Source organism: Nostoc sp. (assembly GCF_036919575.1).
Lineage (GTDB): Bacteria > Cyanobacteriota > Cyanobacteriia > Cyanobacteriales > Nostocaceae > Nostoc.
The window spans coordinates 95,190-115,905 of record NZ_JBALBY010000092.1 but is presented as its reverse complement, the minus strand read 5'-3'; the positions used below and the strand labels follow the sequence as shown (position 1 = coordinate 115,905).

The window sequence follows — 20,716 nt, the reverse complement described above, 5'->3', positions numbered from 1 at the left end:
GGGGAATCTTAAAAGCCCCCAATTTATCGGGGGTTGGGGGATCTCTTGTGCGTAAATCCTATAATTATTAAGGCAACTAGATTAAATAACTTACAAACCTCCACCTTTAACAATTAACACCGATTAATTATGAAACCTGAATTAAACCTAACTTTAAGGCAGTTACAATAGCTTGGGTACGACTAGTAACCTTTAATTTTTCAAAAATACTTGTGAGATGAGCCTTAACAGTAGCCACGGTAACATATAAATGTTTAGCTATTTCTTCATTAGAAGAACCTTCAGTTAACCAGTGTAGAACTTCTTGCTCCCTTTCTGTCAAGTGTAATTTTTGACTGGCTTGCAAACAAGACTCAGAATAAGCCTGAAAATGACGGAAAAAACCACTCGCAACCTCTAAAGGTAGATAAATTTCCGATTTTATCACGGTGGTAATAGCCTCACACAATTGAGTTGCCAAACGGTTTTTATATACATAGCCAGAGGCTCCAACTTGCATTGCCCGGAAGATCCAATCGTCTTCTTGATGCGCTGATAATACTAAAACCTTGCCATTATAGGAATTTTTTTTTAAATTTAAGAGAACGCTAATTCCATCACCTCCAGCTAATTCCATATCAAGCAAAATTAAGTTTGGATGCTCTTTAAGTGCGAGTTGCAACGCTTGTTCTGGTGAAGCAGCTTCACCGACAATCTCTAATAATAATGAATTACTTTCACTATAAAAACTTAAGAGCGATCGCAACCCCTGGCGGAAGCGTTGTTCGTCATCTACTAGTAAAATAGAAAGCTTTTGAGGAGTAGTCATAATATATAATGTTCATTTAAAAAACAAAAAAACTATAGATTAACCCTATTTTGTTATCGAACAGCAATATTGGCGCCAGTCGTCAGAATTAAGTTGGATATTCTGAACGAAAAAGCGGATGAATAATCGGCGTTTTTGCACCCCCACAAAACTAGAATTTTTGGTGGTACAACAATTCCTGCGCCGGTCCCAATCCCCGACTGATGGTTACGTAGCTCTACCGAAGTATTGATTCTGAATTCTGAATTCTGGATTCTGCATTCTTCTTCAATTGCACCCTTGTATTTTAACTTTTTACTAACTCTTAGATCGAGGCAATATCAAAGAAAACTGAGCGCCTCCATTTGGCAAATTTTGACCCCAAAGACTTCCTTGATGGTCAAGAACAATTTTCTTAGCAATGGTCAGACCTAGCCCTGTACCTTTTGAACGACGAGAATAAAAAGGAGTAAATATCTTTTGCAAGTCTTGCTGAGATAGTCCTGAACCTTGATCAGAGATTTTAATTAGTACTTCATTTTGAAAAACTTGCCAGTTACAGGTAATAGTTCCACCTTCAGGACTAAAATAAACTGCGTTGCTCAACAAATTGTCAAAAACTTGCTTCATTTGTAAGCAGTCTATTACCAAAATAGTAGAACTCTCAGGCAAAGATATTTGCAAATGCTTTTGATTAATTAAAATCTGTAAACCTTTGATACTTTCTAAAACTAAACTTCGCAAGTCTTGCAGACTTACCTTTAATTTTGCACCTTGACCACAATAAATCAACTCTGTTAAATTATTATCTAGCTCTTCTATACTTTCACATAAAATTGTTGCCTGTTCTTGCAAAGGCTTATCTTTTAATCCCAAAGATAAATTTTGTGCGTACAGACCAATTAACCCCAAATTATTACGTAACTGATGTCCTGCACGTTGAATTATCTCCTCAAGCAATTTAATTTCAGCTTTCTGTTGCCCGCACTCCAAATAAATCTCTAAATAGTTGCTTACTAAGATGGCAGATTGTTTGACGTAATTTTGCAAAGTAGGCGAGAGAGATTCATCGCTTAATATTTGGATATATTCAGGTTGTTTATTCCTGTAACCTAGTGGACAAATATAACAATTGCCAACAGAATAATTTAACTTTATTTCATTTAATGTAAAACCAAGAGGGAAATCCAACAACCATTCTTCCGACCTTAAGTAAGCTAAGGTATTTTGAGAAAAAGGAAGTCGGGTTGGAGCATAATTAATGACTTCCTCATGAGTTTTAATTAATGGCTCGTAATAGACAATCCGAGCGAAAAAAATAGGATTTTGAATTGTTAACTGTTCAAGTTGTAGCTGACATAAACTTTGTACGTTTAAAGAGTGTGAAGATTTATAACCAGTCTTTGTGTGTTGGATAGACGAGTCTACTACCATTGTTTAACTCACTTCTTAAGCTGTCAGGTAAGTAAATTGGTTTTATTTTCTATTAAATGGTAAATACCCTAATCAATTTGAGAATAAAATCTGACTTAAACCACATCTATTTTGAGAACCATAGTTTTCCAAAGTAGTGGGAGCATCTTGCTCCCGAATGGTAGTAGCGGGCAAGATGCCCACACTACTCCAGGTTTCAAAATGGACGAGGTTTAGATAACATTCGTGACAAGTTAAGGCAATAGGACTTACGCAAAATTCTCTCCAAAACCTGATTTGTCGATACGTCTCCCAATGTATAATTTAATTGATTTACTAAATAGCCATTTCTTTAGAAAATCTTAATATTTAGCTATAAACTTAATATAAAAAAATTAAGATAAGTAGACGAAAATTAAAACTAGTACTGGTTACGTTCGGAAAAAGTAAAAAGGGAAAGGTTAAAAGAGTTGTACCATAAGCTTTTGGCTTATTCTAAATAGGATCTTTATTTACGCGAGTGCTGTACTATTTATGTAACGAAATGTAACCAGATCCTTTTTTGCCAATGATTTACTTATGATTAATTACAGAAGTGTTGAATGTTAATAAAAACCTCATAAAAATAGCCCAAAATATGTTAAATTTTGGGCGGAATGTTATGTTGACCATTTTAGGCTTTTTAAAGTTCATTTAACTGAATATGTAAAATTTTGTATCAGCATTCAACATTTCTGGATTAATTAGTATTTTTATCATGCTAAATCTCGACAAAAGTCTAATTAACTTTCTCAGGTTGATGCTTTTAGAATAAATGCATCTCCACCCCTGTGAGCATCTTTATGCTTGTCTCCCTTCTTCATACACTAGCGTCCATCCTAGCTGGGGGAACCTCCCTCATTAGTACGGAGCAAATTGACTTTAGTCGTCCAGGAAGTCGCAGGGACGAGAGTACCGGGCCTACTCTCAATTTGTACTTTTATGACATTCGAGAGAGTAAGCAAGTACAACACTCTGGCAGGCAGGTAGAACGTAAGTTTGCACAATCAGGGTTACAACCTGCTACTGTAACTTGGTCTCCCAGTTGGTTTGATGTATCTTTAATATTAACGGCTTGGGATAGTACGACTTTAGGCGAACATCGGCTGTTAACTGAAGCATTAACTTTACTGCTGCGTCATCGCTCACTGCGTGAGGAATTTTTAACTCCTGAACTGTGTGGTTATGGCAATTTATCTATGACAGTTTCTGTAGAACCACCAGTTGAAGTAGGTTCTTTATGGAGCGCTCTCACTGTTCCCTTACGTCCAGCTTTATATTTAACAGTTACAGTACCCTTTGAACCACAAAAGACTTCCATACCTTTGGTTTGGGAGCGAATTATGAGCGTATATGATCAACTACAAAAAAATGGCAATGGCAAAGTATCAACTAAGCGGGTAGCGATCGCAGGCATTGTCAAAAATGCAATAACCCAGCAGCCAGTTGCTGATACAGAAATTAACATTAGGGGAGCCGAGAAATCAGCAACTAGTGACAAAGAAGGGTTGTTCTTTTTTGAAGATTTAAGACTGGGTAATTATGTATTAACACTGAAATGTATTGATTATGAGCCACAAGTCTGCAACGTCTTAATCGATAGCCAAAATTACACAGTTAAAGAAATTTTACTTACACCTGCCTCAGTAATTCAAAATCGTCAAAACTAACAAAGGCAGAGATTACGACTGCATAAAATTATAATCTTTAATCCAAAATGGAGAGACTTTCATGGCAAGACTTGATTACAAAGCTCCTGGCGTCTACGTTGAAGAAATAGACCGAGGTAGCCGACCGATAGAAGGTGTTAGTACAGCAGTAGCTGGGTTTGTCGGCTTTACAGAAGATGTGCGTGGCGGGGCTGAGTTATTTAAGCCCATGTTAGTAACCAATTGGACGCAATATCTCAACTACTTTGCCCATACCAACTCTGATGGCTTCACCAACTTCAATGCCTATTTACCCTTTGCAGTCTATGGCTATTTTATCAATGGTGGCGGTCGCTGCTGGATTGCAAGTATAGGTACTCAATTACCAAGTACTTCCAGAACCGCCACACCAGAAGCCCCATCCTTACAAATTACTGGTCGGGGAAATCGTCCCTCCCTCACCTTTACCCTCCGTCCCGAACAGGTAGCAGGTGGGGCAATTAGTATTGTGATTAATGACAGTACACCCCAGGCCCTACCTGAAGGTACTGAGGGAGAAGCGCCGCCAAACACAGGAGAGTATTTCACATTACAAATTATTCGTGGTGAGGAAGTTCTCGAACAGTACGAAAACTTGACCATGAACCGCGAATCAGCAACTCAGGTGGCAACTTATGCGATCGCTGCTTTGCGAAACTCCTTGTATGTCAGCGTCGCAGACTCCTCTCAAGCTGGACAACCCTTGGCGCGACGACCAACAAATGGTCAGTACGAACTAACACCTGCGATCGTTGCATCCCCGCCCGATCGCTTTTCACAGGATGTTGAGGGAGTACGCGACGACCGTACAGGCGTGCGCGGTATTTTCGAGATTGATGAAATTACCATGCTAGCTTGTCCCGATTTAATGCGGGCTTATGAAGCTGGAGTCATGAACTTAGACCAAGTTCACGGCATTATGGGACTCATGATTGACATGTGCGAGGGTTCTGCTAGTGGCGATATTCCTAATCCACCTAATCGTATGGTTGTACTTGATTCGCCACCAGATCGCGCCAAACCCCAAGAAGTAGTTGAGTGGTTGCAAAGAAGCTTTAACCGTCGTTCTATGTTTGCAGCACTGTATTATCCCTGGATTAAAGTTCCCAACCCGCGCAACGGTGGTAGACCAATACTTGTACCTCCTTGTGGTCACATGATGGGTGTTTGGGGACGAACAGATGAAACTAGGGGAGTTTACAAAGCGCCTGCAAACGAAGTACCAAGAGGCGTAATCGGCTTAAGTTATGACACCAATTTCCGTGAACAAGAACTCTTAAATCCCCTTGGCATCAATTGCATCCGCAACTTTCCTAATAGAGGTATTCGCATCTGGGGGGCACGTACCTTAGTCGAACCTGATAAAACCGAGTGGCGTTATATAAGCGTGCGTCGATTATTTAGCTACATTGAAAAATCGATTGAATTGGGTACACAATGGGCAGTTTTTGAACCGAATGATGAAGACTTGTGGGCACGCGTGCGCCGTACCGTCAGCAACTTCCTCGAACGTCTATGGCGTGAAGGGGCTTTATTCGGAGCCACACCAGAGCAAGCATTCTATGTCAAATGTGATGCAGAATTGAATCCTCCAGAAACCCAGATTCTCGGTCGTTTATATATTGAAGTCGGTGTTTGCCCTGTACGACCTGCTGAGTTTGTTGTCTTCCGCATTAGTCAATGGAATGGTATTGATGACGAGTAGTTACTGTTACCCGACTATTTATTTTATTGAACTTTCAGGAGTTGATATATGGCTGAATTTCTCACTGCGGCTCGCTTCTATTTTGAAGCAGATGGAATTACCGAAAAAGTCATCAAAGAAGTTAGTGGTTTAGGAGTTGAATCTACCCCTGCTCAGGATATTCATGGTAGTAGTAAGGGAGGTTTTGCAACTCGTCAACCTACTCCTACTGTCGCTAAATTTACGAATATTACTGTCAAGCTCATTGCTACTGATGATTTGAGACTTTATGAGTGGTACGAAGATTGTAACAAGAATATGGGAGGCGCAAGTCAGTGGCAAGGTAATCGTAAAGATGCTTCGATATCAGTTTACGATCAGTCAGGCAAAATGCAAGCGCGTTGGGAAATTCTTAGATGTTACCCCTGTAAATATACAGGCCCTACTTTGACTGCAAGCAGTGGCGATATGGCGACTGAAACCTTAGAGTTAGTTCACGAAGGTATTAAACGAGTTCCTCCAAGGTAGTACTTTGTCAAGTTGGTTTTGAGGGTTTGTAGTAAGCACTTTAGTGCTTAGAAAATAAGGACTAAAGTCCTTACTACGAACTTGCTTACCCATCAATTTAAACTTGACAGACTAGCAGGGCTACAAATTCAATATAACATTGGTTCATGGAGGCATTTAATACCTGCCTCCTTAACTATTCATTTGGAGTGAAAAACAATGCCGGAATTTGAAATTCTTACACCACATCGCTTCTACCTAGAATTGCATTTAGATGGATCTAGCGACCTGGTAGATGGTACTTTTTTAGAGTGTCGGGGATTTCAACAGACTCAAGCAGCAATTGAAATCTGTGAAGTCACTAATAATAGATGGGGCAAAGCCAAAAAAGGTCAGACGATTAGGACTAAAATTCCTGGCAATGTTAAAAGCGGAAATCTGACTTTACGTAGAGGGATGACTAGCTCTGTTGCACTTTGGAACTGGTTTCAAGCAGTTGAAGATGGCAATTGGGCTAAACAACGTAAAAATGCTTCTTTAACCATTTACGATCAACAAGCAAAACCACAAGCACAATTTCAATTAGCCGGTGCTTGGCCTAGCAGTTACAAAATTACTGATGTTAATGCCCGCAGTACAGAGATAGAAATTGAGGAAGTCGAAATTGCTTTCGAGGAATTTAGAAGATCGAAGTTATAGGAAGTTTTATGTTTCAAACAGAGTTTGAATTTACATTACCTAAAGGCTATCTAGACTCTGATGGCAATCTCCATCGCCAAGGGATAATGCGGTTAGCAATTGCCATTGATGAAATAGCTCCTCTGCGCGACCCTCGTGTTAAGTCTAATCCAGCCTATGCTACGATAATTATTCTGGCTCGTGTAATCACCTCACTAGGGGCATTATCTGAGCTAACTCCTTTAATAGTGGAAAACTTTTTTGCTCAAGATTTAAGTTACTTACAAGACTTTTATCGTCACATCAATGGCTTAGAAAATGAAACAGTAATCTTAGCAGATACTGTTAATAATTCTGAATCTTTAGTTATCAATTAGATATTTTTTCGTTCATTTCTAATTGTCTATGCGCCGTAAGGATATTGTTTGTACTGAATTTGCCTTTACTCTTCCTAAAGGTTTAGTTGATACCCAAAACCGAGTACATCGTCAGGGAGTCATGCGTTTGGCTACTGCATTAGATGAAATTTTATTGCAAAAAGAACGTAAAGTTCAAGAAAATTCTGCTTATGGGATTTTAGTAATCCTTTCACGGGTAATTACCCGCTTAGGTAGCCTTACTTCTGTTAGCCCTAATTTGCTGGAAGGGCTTTTAGTTAGTGACTTGGCTTATCTTAGGGAATTTTATAATCGAGTAAATCAACAAGGAAATACTCATATCCCTACTGAATGTCCTCATTGCAATACTAAGTTTTCAGTGGAGCTAGAATTAGCGGGGGAGTCATAAGCTACCCCTCTGATATGTTATATGAGGAGGTAGCGTTTATTGCTTACCACTTTCACTGGTCACAAGATGATCTTTTAAATTTAGAACACACTACCCGTCAGCGTTGGATAGAAGAAATAAATAAGATTAACCAAAAGTCAGGAGATTAGTTTCTTGAACAGTTGAAGAAAATGCAAAATTCAGAATTCAGAAGATGGTAATCAGTGGGGAGCATCCCACTTTGGCAAATATACCAATTATTGAGAGAATCTAAGAGAATACCCAAACTGTCCGTGTAAAACATGATTCCTGAAAAACAAGCACGTCTAGAAGCCTATGCTAGTTAAGCATTATACTCCTTTTTACGAGTCTGGTGACAATATCGGTAAGATGATTGTGATTGATGCAGAAACTGGTGAATATGGGATTGATCCTACTGGTGTAGAGACTGCGTTAAAGTTAAAGTTGTAGTTGCTAGGTTAAGTAGAAATATTGGGAAAATTGCTATTCTTAGAAAATATTAGGTAGTGGGAGCATCTTGCTCCCTGGTGTATTAAAAACGCGGGAAAGATATTATACAAACGCGGGCAAGATGCCCGCACTACAATTAAAATCAAAAATAATTATCAGAAATAAGTTCAATTGTCCACCTTCATTAAATGGTATCTCAGGTTGCACATAAGACACTTTGGCTTTAATTTCATCCATAGCCAACCACAAATCTAATAAAGCTTTTTCTTCAGGAAGGCGTTTCTTTTCATCAGCAATGCGCGGAATTACTTTCAACGCTACTTCAACATGCGCGTTAGCTTATCAACGCGATATCGCACTACAGGATGTTATCAAAATGTTTCCCATAAAAAGGGATATTCTTCAGGGGTAATCGATAAACCTGCTTTTACGGGATTTTGTCGAATATATTCCCATTTATTATTAAACTCTTCTTCCGTTCTAATCATTTCGTCGTATCTACCATCTTGCCAAACTTTCCCAATATGTAACATTGCTTTCGGAATTTGTTTGGAGCTATAACTTTTTATACTATGCATAATACTCCCGATTGACCAATATTCTGTTTCAGATTTTGGAAAAGGTTGAATCAGAATATGTACGTGATCTGGCATTATTACAACGGCGAAAAGCTCATATCTTTGTTCATGAAAAAACTTACAAGCATCTAATACAATTTGTCTGGCTTCTGGTGTGAGTTCTAATCTTTCCCAAGTTACAAATGTAATAAAATATCTACCTTTTGGCTTTTCTAATTGTGGTAATTGCTTTTTATATCTCATTTTTATAGATGAAATTACCGTCTATTTTTAAACCTCTTCAAAAGTTTCTATAAGTTTACCTTGTTTGCCTGAAGTAGCTTTCATACCTCACGAATTTTCATCGATTTTACTTCCCCCGTTTCTGCATCTACGGTAAATATTTTATACTCATGTTCATACTTAGTAGCTAAAGAAATAACATCAGGAATAAGTGTTCTTTCAGTCTTAGCTACAGGGCGACTAAAACCTAATGTTACATACCAAAACCTTTTATTCTCTGATAATTCTACTTCTTCAAGCAAGATATCATTGATAGAATTACATATCATATCCTGGATATCTTCAAAATATTTTTTCGCAGCTAGAACAGCACCACGCACGTCAATTTTCATATATTTCTACCTCCTGATTTATAATTTATAGTTATAAACTTCGTCCATTTTCAATCCTGGAGTAGTGCGGGCATCTTGCCCGCTAATAACCCCACAGAGAGCTAATACCAGCAGGGAGCAAGATGCTCCCACTACCTGCGTCTTGCCCGTAGGGAGCAAGATGCTCCCACTACCTGCGTCTTGCCCGTAGGGAGCAAGATGCTCCCACTACCTGCTACTACCAGCATCTTGCTACCTGCTATTACCATCAGGGAGCAAGATGCTCCCACTACTATGGTTATTAAATATTACAAGATGCTGCTAAATCCATGAGGGCGAATAAAAAAGCAACTACCTGTCCGGCTAAGTTGCTGTTACCAACTAGAGTAGCCTTGGCTTTTCTCAGGTATGAGGCAATTTCGTCGATGATAATGACTGTGGGTTGCCCTTGGATTATCCTTTCTAAAACCACTGTGCCTGGACTGACTCGCTGTTCGTCAGAACCTTTAAGCAAGCTGTAACCTGCTACACCATTAATTTGATAAGCAATTTATACCCAAAGGGTATAAGTGGTAACGCCAGTGTCCGCATGGTAAACACCGTTAACCGGATCAAGGTCAAGGCATGCGATCGCAGCTGCTTGAATCGGTCGATCTGGAATAAAATTAATATTGTCAGTAAAACGCTCTAGTCCAGAAATCTCTCGTCCATTTTTGGCAATGTGCCACAAAGCAATTTCATCGTGGGTTTTACCACCACCAAAGCTGGTTTCCAGTCGGATAATGGGGGAGCCGACAGCAGCACCTACCAACCGCCCGAACACTTCCGAGATTAGGGTTTTCAAACCATCGGTAGCAAATGTATTGGCGAAAAAGGCTGTGGGGTCTTGGTAGACTTGCGGCGCTTTCCCTTCCACAACCAGTCGTAGCTTGGCGGCGAATAATTCGGGGGAGGGTTGCCCGTTAGCTTGATTTGAGCTTGATGCTATTAGGGTTGCGCTTCCAAGATCCGACCTATACTTCTTGGCGATAGTGCTGGCAACCCCCTGCTAGTAGCTTCTTCAGCAACTTGCATATGGTAATGTGCTTTGAACGACTGGGTTTTCGGTTCTTGCTCCATTCGCTGATTTCGACAATTTTGCTTGCCTCTGCGCTCTTGCACTTCTTAGGTCTACCTGCGTTCACACCTAATACATCATTTACCTTTGCGATCGCATCTTCCAAGGTTTCCGAGCGCTCGTCGTTTGAATCAATCGAATGATTCAAATTTGAATCATTCGGTAAATGAGAGTTAGTCTCAATTAGGCAAGGGTAAGCGAGTGATTCAGGAGGTCTCGGAGAATCTAAATATAAGTGTTGGTAGTTATCACAAGGGCAAAAAATTTTTTGAGTTTATTTCTTAATTACGAGAACTGGAAAAATTTAAGGCAGTTGTTGCACTGGAGATGGAATTTAACCGGAGTATTGATGCAGCATACAAGTTTGTTTGCAATCAAGATATTTGTAACCAGGTAATAGACCTTCTGGAGGCTACGGAGATAGGTTGTATAGGCGATGGTATTGCTTGGATGCGAAATGGCGAGCGCAATCCGTTTTGACGTTTCCAGCAAGCCCCAAGTATATCAATTCAACAAGAGACTGCGGCCCGAATTGGAAATTGTGGGACGGGTTATTGGTATAACTATTGAAAGGTCAAACGCTTGGGTGGAGCGATGTAAAAGTTTAGTCAAAAATTTTGACCGAACACTCGCTCGTGTCAATGCCAAGCTCAAGCTTTGTTTTATCTAGATTGATGCTCAAAAGACTAGCTGCCAGCTAAAAAAGATATCAAATGGGTTCTATAAACACCCTCTAAGTATTCATTCGTTCATAAATAGCAGAACCCGCAGCCGAGAATTGGGTGAAATAGGTAAAGATCCAAAACTTGATGACAGAATCCATCATCACCGGAACTGTGGCAATGAATGTATGGATGACCACTTTGCTTTCGGGTAATCCAAAGTGATACCCTATGCCTTCTAGCAGCACTTCCCAACCCTCAGCCGAGTGAAAGCCCACAAATATATCTGTTATCAGGATAAAAATAAATACTTTGACTGGATCGCTCAAGCTCAGGAAGGTGCGATTAGAAAAATTGCGAATGTTAGCCAACTTGTTGCGATTGAAGTAGACGATGCCAGCAAACACAACGATCGCTACCCCATCTGCCATCAAGTTCTTCAGTCCATTTAGAGTTTGTTTGCGGGATTCACGCCAGAGTTCAGTGACTTTCTCCTGAAGTCGCTCTCGCCCTTCTGCTACTGACAACTCTGGAAGAAGTCCCAGCAACTCTTGAATTTCTAGCTCATCTTTAAATGCGTTAAATTCGGCCGCATACTCTTCCTTAATTTCTCGACTTAATTCAATTTTCGTCGGATTTTTTTCGCTATAGCTTCCCAGCACAGGATCAATAACCAAGTTTTTAGCCAGAATTTGGATCAAAACTGGCACTAGCAACAGAATGAGGAGCCAACGAATCGCCAGTTTGTCCAGCTTACGTCGCAGCCGGATTTCTTGAACTACCTGCTGCTCATACTTGGGATCGAGTTCTCTGCCGAGCCAAAATCCTCCTTGAAAAAATCCCGTTCGATTTCGCTTTAATCGATTATTTTGGTTGGTAATTATTGCAGGATCAATCGTTTGAGCGATCGCATCGATGTTTGCTGGTTTGCTGGGTTCCAGAGCAGCATTTAAAGCTGTAGGAGTCGGAACGCTGTTCTTTAAATCAAGCGCCAATTGTTTGAATTCCTCTTCCGGCTCTCGATATTTACTGATAACGACATCAATAAAATTCAACTTTGACGATACAACTGCATCGCTATCCACGATCGGTTCATTCGTGAGCGATTCTGGTTGAGCTAAATCAATCTCCTGCTCAAGCGGCTGGCGATTTAACAAAAAACTGTTGAGGCGAAATTGCGCTAAGTTGCTTCGGACAATGAACAGTTGGCGATCGCGTAAACTCTGCACGTACTCCACCAGGGTTTTGGTTTGATTGGGTGCATAGGTAATCTTGGCACCATTAAAATATTTGTCTTCCAGCGCTTTAATATTCTGCGCCGCTTTATAAGCTGCTTCTAGAACCTGAAGCTGCCTACGATTCAACCATTGATTCCATTGATTAAGATTGAATGGATTGAAATTCATCTGTTTAGGTTGAAATTATTAATCATTGTTTGATGGTAGCTAGACCCTATCCGTAGGGGCAATACCCTGCGGGAAGCCCTACGGCTTGGTGCAGTCGCTCATGGGGGAAACCCCCAAGACCGCGCTGCTTCACCGCTCCGCGTCTACATGAATTGCCCCTACGAAAGATGTGGTTTTTTCCAAAAAACATATTTGGTGTTTTTTTGTCAATGTGTAAGTCCTAAAATTAAAGAATACTTAATTATTTAATTCTCGTTTCTGACGAACTAATTCTTGGGGAAATCCTGGTGGTAGCGACCTAACGAAATAGACCTTGACTGGTTCATCACGATTTGAGTTTTTCATATAAGATGTACTGAGAAAAGGACGATATTCAGTCTGGTGAGCAAGATATACTTTCATGAAAGCTGTACTAAAAGCCTGAAAATGAATGCGTCCCAATTCTGGGTCACGTCCAGAGAAAGCAGAGAAACGGTTAGAAGATGGTAAAACTACGGTACTCACACCAGCAATCAAATCAGTATGAGTTCCTTTGTCACCAATACCCAAATACTTGTCTTTGGTAGTCAACCAAGAAAATGCTTGTACTTGTTCCAACAAGGCGGGAGTAAACGTGTCTGAGGCTCCACCAGCAATGACTACGGGAATTTCGATTCGGCTCAGACCTGCTTGCCCAAGAAGACTACTCGTGACTGGATTGAGAGCAATCACAGCTTTGACTCGGCGATCGCGTAAATCTAGGTTGCTTAAGTTTTGTTGTATCTGTTCATAATCAGGAGAATTTTTTCCCAGTGCTAAAGCACGACACTGCAACAACAACGAAACATTGACCGGATCAGATTCAGATTTACAATCTTTCTGCAACTGATTAATATTGATGCGTGCGCCAGCTAAGACTAAGGCTGTGTAACCACCAAAAGATTGTCCAATCACACCGACTTGTTGAACGTTGATTTTTCCTTGTAGCCAGGGATCAGATGTTGAACGCTGTTCTAATTGATTAAGCACAAAAGTTACGTCTAAAGGTCGGTCAATTAATTCTGTGTCTGCAAATACTTGTTGGCTTTTCCCTGTGAGTAGTGCTTGCATTTGCAGAGAATCACTACCAGGATGCTGAGGAACAACAACAGCAAATCCATAGGATGCTAAATTTTCTGCCAGGTAAGCAAAGCTATCGCGATCGGAACCTAGTCCATGAGAAATGACTACAACTGGTGCAGGTGTTTGACTTTGAGGTAAATAGATATCGGTTTGAATGACTCTAGTTTCAATGCTTCCAGTCAGAGATTTACGATTAGTATCCACAAAAGCGATCGCTTTTTTCTCCCAAGAAAACGATCCTGACTTGTTGTATAGTTCCGGTAATTTTGAGATATCTACAGGTGGTTCAGTCGATGCTTCTGTAGTAGACTGTTGATCAATTACAGAGAGAGCTTGATTTGTCTCCTTTTTCAGAGTGGAGAGTTTATTCATCAGTGCCAAAAGCTTTTCAGTGTTAATCCGAATATTCTGTGAAGGGAAGTAGCGCATCGTATTCAGTACTGTTAATCCCCCTGGATCAGCCGCCGCTAGAATCAACGCCGCACGAATTGCATAAAAACCGTTTTGTCCTGAATCTGTTTGAATCAATTCACCCGCAGACTTTAACAAAGATTCTCCAATTTCTGAATAAAGAAATTGAGAGACTGCTACGGGACTTAATTTTTGTTTTTCAGTCAAAACCTGACGCAGTTGAGCAACATCCTCTGGTTTGAGGCGCTTTGTATATGATGCTAGTTGACTGCTAATTTTACCTTCTTGAGCATAAGTTTTTAAATCAGTAACAGGAAGAGAAAATTCTAAAATACTGTAAGAAAATTTTATTTGTTCAGCACCGAGAGCTGGCATCATTCCCATGCTCAACAGCCCGATAGTGGTACCGACCCAAGAAGGAATTTTAAGTTTCATAGCATCGTGTGAATGAGTAATTTGACCATTTTAGATTTTGCGAAAAGTCTGTGCGTCCGGGTTTCCCGGCGCAGAACTTTTCAAGACGGATTTTGGATTAAAAAAGTTTTTTGATACAGAAAACGGACGCATTATTTCTCGTGCTACGCATCTCGAAATAAATATTTTAGATGAGGGCATAATTGAAGAAGAATTCAGCTATTCTGAATTCAGGAGCGGAGCCGGAGACGCTCTGCGGCTTGGCGTCAGAATCAATCAGTCGGGGATTCAGCGCTGCATTGCGGTCTTGGGGTCTCCCCTCTTGTGCAACTTTGTAAGAGAGACCCACGACTTTCTTGTTGACCACCAAAAATTCTAGTTTTGTGGGGGTGCAAAAACTCCGATTATTCATCCGCTTTTTCGTTCAGAATACCCTTCTTGTATTCTGACTCCTGACTCCTGAATTCTGTTTGATAAATAATGGTGCTTTAAACCCAGATGGCAGGGGAAATGAGCGAATCTTTCTCCCCTGCCCCCCGCTTATTGCTCCCCTGCCTCTTGGTCAAGCTTGAGAGCGATCGCATCCTCATCGCTTTCAAGAAACAAACTAGAAGGAAAAAGGATTTGACTTGTTTGTTTGATTCGTAGGCTGTGGTGCGCCGCTCTCAAGCAGTTAAGCAGGGGCATCTCCCTGAAACTTGACAACTGTTCCTTGACTCTTTCCATTAGAAGAGGCTAATTCCCCAGATGGAGTAGGTTCAGGCGATTCGGGAGGCTTAGGAGGTTTATCTTTAGAGCCAAAGTCTGTGAGATTTTTGACCACCACATAAAGGACGGGCACTAGCAGCAAGCTCATGATCACAGAGACCAATAAGCCGCCAAACACAGCCGTACCGAGCGACACCCGGCTGGCTGCACCAGCCCCGGATGACAGTACTAGGGGAAGGAACCCACACAGGGCAGCAATTGTGGTCATTAAAATCGGGCGGAGTCGTTGTTCAACTGCATGGAGTGCAGCCTGGGCGATGGTCATTCCTTTCTCCCGCGATTGATTGGCAAATTCTACAATCAAAATCGCGTTCTTACTTGCCAAACCGATCAACATCACCAACGCCACCTGACAGTACAAATCGTTGACCAAGCCGCGCACTGAGACGAATAACAGAGCGCCTAAAATTGCAAACGGTACGGTCAGTAGGATGATGATTGGGTCGATGTAATTTTCGTACTGGGCTGCCAAGATGAGAAACACAGCCACGATACCAAGACCAAAGATCAGAATCGTTTGTCCGCCAGACTTGGCTTCTTCTCTGGAAATCCCTGTCCAGTCGTAACCCAAACCGGGTTGGTCAATCTCCTTAAACGTCTGCTGCATCGCCTCAATTGCTTGCCCAGAACTGTAACCGGGGGCAGCACTGCCTTGAATCTTGATTGAGCGGAATAAGTTGAAGTGGCTGATGGTTTGCGGCCCTGTAATCGGAGTCACTTTTACGACTTCATTCAGCAGCACCAGATTACCACCTCTGGAACGGACATTAATTTGACCAATATTGTCTGGAGAGTTACGAAACTGTTCATCTGCTTGGATGTAGACGCGGTAGCTGCGCTGGGAGAAGGTAAAATCGTTGATATATTGACCACCCATGTAAGCGCCCAATGTATTCATTGCCTGACTAAAATCGACATCGAGGGCTTCTAAGCGATCGCGGTCAATGTTAATCTCGTACTGGGGTGTGCTGGCGGTGAATTGAGTGAACACTTTAAGCAATGCAGGATTCTTATTAGCTTTGGCAATCAGCTGTTGCGCGATCGCCAAAAATTGATCGATACTCAGTTGTCCGTTGGTGCGGTCTTGCAGCTGAAATTCAAAGCCGCCCGTCACGCCATAGCCAGAAACGGCGGGTAGGTTGGAGGCGAAGATCATTGCATCCTGATTTTGGGCGAAGATGCCATTCAGCCGTTGCACGATCGCCTTAACTGTATGTTTTTCACCCTGGCGCTCTTTCCACTCTTTCAGGTTAAAGAAAAACGTCCCTTGATTGGGTCCATTGCCGTTTAGACCAAAGCCGCCAATGACCAGAGACGCTGCCATCTCCGGCACTTCTTTTTGCAGGGTTTTATACACAGTCTGCGTCAGTTTTTCGGTGGAGGCGAGGGAGACACCATCGGGAGCCTGAATCAGACCGACAATAATACCTTGATCCTCATCTGGTACAAATCCACTGGGGACGGACATATAGATAAACACCGTTGCAGCCAGTCCGAGGATAAATAGCCCCACTACGAACATGCGGACGCCGATCAGGAACTTGGTCAGACGCTCGTATTGCTCAAGCACCCAGCTAAAGCCCCGGTTAAACTGACGAAAGAACCAGCCCAGTGGACCTCGCCCTTCACCCTCGGTATGATGCAGGAAGAGTCCAGACATACTGGGGGTGAAACTCAGGGCATTGAATAAAGAAATGCCGATGGAGAAGATAATGATTAGTGCGAACTGCCGATACATGATGCCGGTCGCGCCCGGAAAAAAGGACACCGGGATAAATACCGCCATCAACACCAAGGAGGTAGCAATCACCGCCCCTGAAAGCTCCCCCATCGCCTCAAAAGCAGCTTGCCGTCGGTCTAAGCCTTGTTCCATCTTGGCAGCAATCCCCTCAACGACGATAATCGCATCGTCTACCACCAGACCCGTTGCCAGTACCAATCCGAACATAGTCAAGGTGTTGAGCGAGAAGCCCAGGAGATATGCAAACGCCAATGCACCAACCAAGGATACAGGAACAGCGATCGCCGGAATGATCGTCGCCCGCCAATCTTGCAAAAAGATGAAAATCACCACCACCACGAGGGCGATCGCTTCCATCAGCGTTTTCACCACTTCTTCAATTGAGACTTCCACAAACTTGGTGGTGTCGTAGCAGATGACGGCTTTCAAACCGGGGGGAAAGTTTTTCTCTAACTCTGCAATCTTGGCTTCCACGGCTTTGGCAGTATCCAGCGCATTGCTGCCCGGAAGTTGATAGATCAACATCCCAGCGCCGGCTTTGCCTTGTATTAGTGCCGAAGTTGTATAATCCTGCGCTCCTAACTCGGCTCGTCCCACATCCTTGAGTTTAACCAGCGTCCCGTCGGCTTGGGACTTAATCACCAGGTTCTCGAATTCCTTAACATCTTTTAATCTACTATTGATCCGGAGCGGGAAATTCGAGTTTTGATTTGCCTTCGTGGGCGCTTGACCGATTGACCCTGCCCCCACCTGAACATTCTGAGAAGTTAGGGCACTGCTGACATCCGTTGCCGTTAATCCCCGACTGGCTAAAGCGTTGGGGTCAAGCCACAGTCGCATTGCATATTGCCGTTCCCCAACCAGTCTGGTATCTCCCACACCAGGGACGCGCTTGATGGCATCGGTGATGTAGAGGTCAACATAGTTACTCAAAAAGATGTTGTCGTACTCGCTATTTTCGGCATAGAAGCCATAAACTAGCAGAATGCTGTTAGAACGTGCTAGAGTGGTCAATCCAGTTTGCCGCACAGACTCAGGTAAGGTTGGTTCGGCGATCGCGGCTCGATTCTGGACGTTAACTTGGTCAATGTTACGGTTACTCGTTGGGTCAAACTGAGTTGAAATGGTACTGGAACCGTCGTTACCACTGCTTGAAGTCATATACTGCATCCCCTCAACCCCGTTCACTTGCCGCTCAACCAAGGTTGATACGGTATCTTCAACGGTTTGGGCATCTGCGCCAATATAGTTGCTGGAGGTTTGTACCTGAATCGGTGCAATTTCCGGTAAGCTGTTAATCGGCAGCAAGGGAATACAGATGCCACCGACTAGTAAGATCAGCAGGGTGCAAACCGTTGATAAGACAGGTCGCTTAATAAAGGTGTCTGCGATTGACATGATGATTAACTCTCAAGAAACACAGGGAATGGGGAGTAAGGAGTGGGGAGTGGGGGAAGAAAGATGTTTGTTTCACTCCTGGCGGGTGGTGCGCCGCCTGTCGGCCGCTTCTAAGGTTGTGGTTGAACGGGTACGCCATCACGCAGTTTGAGAATGTTAGATACCGCTAGGCGATCGCCTGGTTTAATTCCCTCTAAAATCGGATAGCGATCGTTTTGCACTTCACCCAACTTCACAGGTTTTTGATGCACAACGAATTGCGGTTTTTGTTTTGACTTGTCTCCTTCCACCACTTTTTCCTTTGACTTGTCTCCTTCTACTACCTTTTCCTTTGACTTGTTTTCTTCCACCACATAGACAAAACTCTGTCCCCCAATGCGATTCACCACTTGAATCGGAATCAAAATCCCCGCCTGCTGGCTCCAGATAATCCGGGCGCGGACATATTGCCCATCCCGCAATTTCCCATTTGAATTAGCAAATCGAGCTTTCACTAAAATAGATTGGGCAGCTGTATTCACTTGCGGCGCAATAAAGTTAATACTGCCGGTGGTTAAACGCTTACCTGTGTTGGTATCCAGTAGCTCTACAGGTAATCCTCGACGCAATTGGGCAGCATTGTTAGATGGTACCGAAATTCGCATATCCAGGAGATCGTTTTTGGTAATTGTGGTCAAGTTGCCGCCAATATTCACATAATCGCCCACTTTGACGGAGAAATCGCCAACAATACCAGCAAGCGGTGCAACTACCTGCTTCTGGTTCAGGTTGACTTGGCTGGAGGCAACTTGAGCCTGGGCTTGCTGGACGTTTGATACTGCCTGATTGACACTTGCTTGGCCTGCATTTACCTGCTTTTTAGCAGCATTTAGGGTGGCGATCGCTGCATCTAGTTTGTTTTTAGCAATATCGAGTTCTTGTCGCGCTTGTGCGCCTTGAGTTACAAGCACCTTGGTTCGCTGGAACTGCACTTGCTGTAATTTCACATCTGCGGCGGCTTTCACTTGATCGGCTCGTTTGCCTTCCATCTCTGCCTGGGCGGTTGTTACAGCCGCACGATTCGAGTTAACCGTAGCAATGGCGCTGGAGACATTGGCTGTAGTTTGATCCAAACTTAAAGACAGAATCGGCGTTCCCTTGGTGACGCGATCGCCACTGGCTACAAATATGCGATCGATTCGCCCCTGAGTTTGCGGCTGAAGCGAAACGCGTTCCTGGGCTTCTAATGTGCCGACAAACTCAGAGGTAGATTGAACTTGGCTCGATTCAACAGTTTGCACCTTAACTGAGAGAGGCGGTGCTTTTGGTGGCACGGCTTTGCGGTTGCCTAACAATCGCCAGCCGACAAAGCCCCCGCCGCCAATCAGCAGAACCGCCAGTATAACCCAAAGCCATCTCTTGCGCTGTGGAGGCGGTTTAGAAGCGGTTTCGTCAGTACTAATCCGATCTGTAGATACTGGCGCGAAGACTGAACCAGAGCCGTTTGCAGAACTGTTTTTCAGATCAGCAGTTGGCTCAGAAGATACAGATTCAAATGGGCGATCGAGTGACATAAGATATTCAACTCCGTCAAGATTCGTAATTCAGATTAAATCTGGGTTTCCAAGTTTGAATCTACCGTAAATATTTTGTAAATTGGTATAAACTACAGCAGAAACTCTGCACCTAAAGCAGTGATCTTTGGGATTATTTTTGGCAGGGCTAAAGCAAAAAATATTGGCAGCTTAATCTCTGCGTTCAGCCTCTTCAATGGTTATGATCGCTAGGAAGGTTGCAGTAGCTGCATGGTTTTCAGCTTTATCTGCCCGATGTTCGAGTTTCTTTACTTTGCGACTCGTTTTCCATTCTTCGACATGGGACTTCACCTCAGATTCTTTTTCCTCAAATTGAGCTTTGAGCTTTGCCCGATAATCATCGAATTCTTTTTTATTAGCATCCAGTTTTATCTTCGCTTCATCAAGTTGAAATTGAATCTCAACTTGAGTTTTTTTTGGTGCAGATTGAATACTTTCCCTTAGCGATTTTACCCGTTCTTCAACCGCTTCTAAATTGTCATGAAGATTCTTGGTGAAGTTATCAATTACAGTAGTCATAATAATTGCTCTAGTATGTTGAATTTCTGAAATTTGGCTATATTATTGTCAAGTTAAGATTTAATCTCAGCTTGAGTTTGTTTGCCGCACATTTAATAGTTACAAATTTTGCCCAATATAACCTCTACCTTTTGAACGGTTTAGTAGAAGTTATACAATTCACACACGATTTAACCCCTTTTTAAAACATAATTGCTCTTACAAACAATTTGCCCTGTTGCTCTTAGTAAGACTTTAAACGCTAGATTTAGGCAATTATATTGCAATATTATATCGCAATCCTAAACTGCAATTAGAACGGATTTTAAATAGACTTTTCCGCGAATCATAAATATTTATGAGAAAAGGTTTTGACGGATTAGATAGTACCTGCGATTGCCTTCTCTACTAGACGCTGCGCGC

22 protein-coding genes are annotated in these 20,716 nt (G+C 42.4%); 8 read left to right on the top strand and 14 right to left on the bottom strand.

All coding sequences use genetic code 11. From position 1 onward, the window contains the following. Positions 1-127 precede the first annotated feature (127 nt). Complete coding sequence (locus tag V7K27_RS23485) at positions 128-808, bottom strand: response regulator transcription factor (protein ID WP_334950516.1); 681 nt, start codon at positions 806-808, stop codon at positions 128-130. A gap of 297 nt (positions 809-1,105) precedes the next feature. Continuing rightward, positions 1,106-2,221: a sensor histidine kinase gene (locus tag V7K27_RS23480; RefSeq protein ID WP_334950514.1), complete on the bottom strand. Its 1,116-nt coding sequence runs from the start codon at positions 2,219-2,221 to the stop codon at positions 1,106-1,108. Between the two features lie 821 nt (positions 2,222-3,042). Here V7K27_RS23480 and V7K27_RS23475 point away from each other — a divergent pair. From V7K27_RS23475 to V7K27_RS23440, 8 genes are all read left to right on the top strand, one after another. After that, positions 3,043-3,909 carry a Pvc16 family protein gene (locus tag V7K27_RS23475; RefSeq protein WP_334950512.1) on the top strand — a complete coding sequence of 289 codons (867 nt, stop codon included), beginning with the start codon at positions 3,043-3,045 and terminating at the stop codon, positions 3,907-3,909. 61 nt (positions 3,910-3,970) lie between these two features. Beyond that, a complete protein-coding gene (locus V7K27_RS23470) occupies positions 3,971-5,632 on the top strand; it encodes a phage tail sheath family protein (RefSeq protein ID WP_334950510.1) in 1,662 nt (553 codons plus the stop codon). A gap of 48 nt (positions 5,633-5,680) precedes the next feature. Beyond that, on the top strand, positions 5,681-6,139 hold the full coding sequence (locus V7K27_RS23465; protein WP_334950508.1) for a phage tail protein: 459 nt from the start codon (positions 5,681-5,683) through the stop codon (positions 6,137-6,139). A 198-nt stretch (positions 6,140-6,337) separates the two neighbouring features. After that, entirely contained in the window at positions 6,338-6,817 is a 480-nt protein-coding gene (locus V7K27_RS23460) for a phage tail protein (RefSeq protein WP_334950506.1), read from the top strand. 8 nt (positions 6,818-6,825) lie between these two features. Continuing rightward, a complete protein-coding gene (locus V7K27_RS23455) occupies positions 6,826-7,173 on the top strand; it encodes a hypothetical protein (RefSeq protein WP_334950505.1) in 348 nt (115 codons plus the stop codon). A gap of 28 nt (positions 7,174-7,201) precedes the next feature. Beyond that, positions 7,202-7,582 (top strand): phage tail assembly protein, encoded by a 381-nt coding sequence (locus tag V7K27_RS23450; protein WP_334950503.1) that lies wholly within the window; start codon positions 7,202-7,204, stop codon positions 7,580-7,582. Positions 7,583-7,596: 14 nt separating this feature from the next. Then, positions 7,597-7,731 carry a DUF6760 family protein gene (locus V7K27_RS23445; RefSeq protein WP_334950502.1) on the top strand — a complete coding sequence of 45 codons (135 nt, stop codon included), beginning with the start codon at positions 7,597-7,599 and terminating at the stop codon, positions 7,729-7,731. A gap of 166 nt (positions 7,732-7,897) precedes the next feature. Then, positions 7,898-8,032: a hypothetical protein gene (locus tag V7K27_RS23440; RefSeq protein ID WP_334950601.1), complete on the top strand. Its 135-nt coding sequence runs from the start codon at positions 7,898-7,900 to the stop codon at positions 8,030-8,032. A gap of 102 nt (positions 8,033-8,134) precedes the next feature. Here V7K27_RS23440 and V7K27_RS23435 read toward each other — a convergent pair whose 3' ends face one another. The 12 genes from V7K27_RS23435 to V7K27_RS23380 all read right to left on the bottom strand — a co-directional run bounded on the left by V7K27_RS23435 (position 8,135) and on the right by V7K27_RS23380 (position 20,314). Beyond that, on the bottom strand, positions 8,135-8,347 hold the full coding sequence (locus V7K27_RS23435) for a hypothetical protein (RefSeq protein ID WP_334950501.1): 213 nt from the start codon (positions 8,345-8,347) through the stop codon (positions 8,135-8,137). Positions 8,348-8,403: 56 nt separating this feature from the next. Next, positions 8,404-8,853, bottom strand: a complete 450-nt coding sequence (locus V7K27_RS23430) for an REP-associated tyrosine transposase (RefSeq protein ID WP_334950500.1) — start codon at positions 8,851-8,853, stop codon at positions 8,404-8,406. A gap of 80 nt (positions 8,854-8,933) precedes the next feature. After that, on the bottom strand, positions 8,934-9,224 hold the full coding sequence (locus V7K27_RS23425) for a hypothetical protein (protein WP_334950498.1): 291 nt from the start codon (positions 9,222-9,224) through the stop codon (positions 8,934-8,936). A 280-nt stretch (positions 9,225-9,504) separates the two neighbouring features. Further along, positions 9,505-9,717 (bottom strand): hypothetical protein, encoded by a 213-nt coding sequence (locus V7K27_RS23420; RefSeq protein ID WP_334950496.1) that lies wholly within the window; start codon positions 9,715-9,717, stop codon positions 9,505-9,507. Between the two features lie 36 nt (positions 9,718-9,753). Beyond that, on the bottom strand, positions 9,754-10,119 hold the full coding sequence (locus V7K27_RS23415; protein WP_334950494.1) for a hypothetical protein: 366 nt from the start codon (positions 10,117-10,119) through the stop codon (positions 9,754-9,756). A gap of 934 nt (positions 10,120-11,053) precedes the next feature. After that, positions 11,054-12,388 carry a hypothetical protein gene (locus V7K27_RS23410; RefSeq protein ID WP_334950492.1) on the bottom strand — a complete coding sequence of 445 codons (1,335 nt, stop codon included), beginning with the start codon at positions 12,386-12,388 and terminating at the stop codon, positions 11,054-11,056. A gap of 237 nt (positions 12,389-12,625) precedes the next feature. Next, positions 12,626-14,335: an alpha/beta hydrolase gene (locus V7K27_RS23405; protein WP_334950490.1), complete on the bottom strand. Its 1,710-nt coding sequence runs from the start codon at positions 14,333-14,335 to the stop codon at positions 12,626-12,628. A gap of 166 nt (positions 14,336-14,501) precedes the next feature. Continuing rightward, entirely contained in the window at positions 14,502-14,726 is a 225-nt protein-coding gene (locus V7K27_RS23400) for a hypothetical protein (RefSeq protein WP_334950488.1), read from the bottom strand. Positions 14,727-14,854: 128 nt separating this feature from the next. Next, positions 14,855-15,001 carry a hypothetical protein gene (locus tag V7K27_RS23395; protein ID WP_334950486.1) on the bottom strand — a complete coding sequence of 49 codons (147 nt, stop codon included), beginning with the start codon at positions 14,999-15,001 and terminating at the stop codon, positions 14,855-14,857. Further along, positions 14,988-18,221 (bottom strand): efflux RND transporter permease subunit, encoded by a 3,234-nt coding sequence (locus tag V7K27_RS23390; protein WP_334950484.1) that lies wholly within the window; start codon positions 18,219-18,221, stop codon positions 14,988-14,990. Before V7K27_RS23390 ends, V7K27_RS23395 begins: the two co-directional genes overlap by 14 nt. 110 nt (positions 18,222-18,331) lie before the next feature. Continuing rightward, the gene (locus V7K27_RS23385) at positions 18,332-19,774 is read right to left on the bottom strand and encodes an efflux RND transporter periplasmic adaptor subunit (RefSeq protein ID WP_334950482.1); all 1,443 of its coding nucleotides are present in this window, start codon (positions 19,772-19,774) and stop codon (positions 18,332-18,334) included. A gap of 171 nt (positions 19,775-19,945) precedes the next feature. Then, complete coding sequence (locus V7K27_RS23380) at positions 19,946-20,314, bottom strand: hypothetical protein (protein WP_334950480.1); 369 nt, start codon at positions 20,312-20,314, stop codon at positions 19,946-19,948. Positions 20,315-20,716: the final 402 nt, after the last annotated feature.